Source organism: Roseivirga seohaensis (assembly GCF_001592945.1).
GTDB classification, from domain to species: Bacteria; Bacteroidota; Bacteroidia; order Cytophagales; family Cyclobacteriaceae; genus Roseivirga; species Roseivirga seohaensis.
Window position 1 is genome coordinate 1 of sequence record NZ_LRPB01000018.1, and the last position, 1,624, is coordinate 1,624.

Consider the following 1,624-nt stretch of genomic DNA (forward strand, 5'->3'; position numbering starts at 1 on the left):
CGTAAAGAAGAATGACAATACGGCAGAAGGTTCAGCTACAGCGCTTTCAGGTGGAGAAACCGTAGTTAGAATTTTCTTTAGTGTAACAGGCACGCCAGATGGAGCTGAAACCCTAGAGGTAGACCTTCAGGCCAATGCGGTATTTGACCAAAACGGCTTAACCGCAGATGCTAATCAAACCACTAATAACACAGCAAGCCTTAATGATAAAGTTGTACCAACTGTTTTAGAAGTAACCTCGAATGCTACCAATGGAACCTTCAAAGTTGGAGACAACATCAATATATATGTTCAATACAGTGAAGAGGTATTAGTTACTGGAACGCCTCAGTTAGAACTAGAAACAGGAACCACAGATAGAACCATTAACTATGTAGACAGGAGTGTATCTACCCTACGTTTTGTCTACACTGTTCAGGCAGGAGATGTGAGTGCAGATTTGGATGTCACGAGCTCAACTGCCCTTAGCTTGAATGGTGGAACAATAAAAGATGCAGCAGGGAACAATGCTAGTCTTACCGTACAGCAAGGAGCCACAGGCGGTTCATTGGCATCTAATAAAGCGCTAGTGATTGACGGAGTTGTTCCAACAGTAACAAGTGTAAGTTCGGCTACGAACAATGGCACATATAACGCTGGCGATGCAGTAGCGGTAACGGTTACATTTTCCGAAGCAGTTACGGTAACAGGTATTCCTCAAATAGAATTAGAAACAGGAGCAACGGATAGAGCAGTAAACTACACTTCAGGTTCAGGTTCGAATACATTGACCTTCAACTATACAATACAATCAGGCGATGTAAGTGCTGACTTGGATTACGTTGCTACGAACTCGTTAACCTTAAATTCAGGTACGATTAAAGATGCCTCAGGTAATGACGCTACTTTAACTTTGGCCACTCCAGGGGCGGCCAATTCGTTGGGAGCGAACAAAGCCATAGTGGTAGACGCAGTATTACCAACAGTTACCAGTGTAAGTGTACCAGCAAATGGAAGTAACCCAGTAAATAGTCTTATGACTTTCACGGTGAACACCAGCGAGAATGTGATTGTGAATACTACATCAGGCACCCCTCAAATAGCAATCACTATAGGGTCTAATACACGTCAAGCGGTTTTTCACAGTAATTCTGGTACCCAAACTTTAGTTTTCCGCTACAGAGTAGTAGCAGGCGATGAAGATACAGACGGTATTACTGTAGGAGCGCTAGACCTTAACGGAGGTACAATGAAAGATGCCGCAGGTAATGATTTAGTTACCACCCTAAACTCAGTAGGCGCCACTACGGCTGTTTTGGTTGATGGAATTGTTCCAACGGTAACGAGTGTAAGTTCAACCAAAGCTGATGGTGCATATAAAGTGGGAGAAGTGATAGGAGTAACAGTGACGTTCAGCGAGGTAGTTAACCTGACTCCTGGTTGTGTTGGAGAGGTTCCACAATTAACCCTAGAAACAGGAATCACAGATAGAGTTGTTGATTATTCAAGTGGCAGCGGAACAAATACATTAACGTTCAACTATACAGTTCAGACTGGCGACACAAATTCAGACCTTGATTATTTAACAACAACCTCTTTAGTAACTAATGGATCAATTATAGCCGATGCAGCAGGTAACGATGCA

Annotated in this window: 1 protein-coding gene; it reads left to right on the top strand. The window is 43.0% G+C overall.

The genetic code is table 11. The features are described 5' to 3' along the window. Positions 1–1,624 (top strand): hypothetical protein (locus AWW67_RS18980; RefSeq protein ID WP_221405251.1); only part of this gene is annotated, 1,624 nt, incomplete at both ends.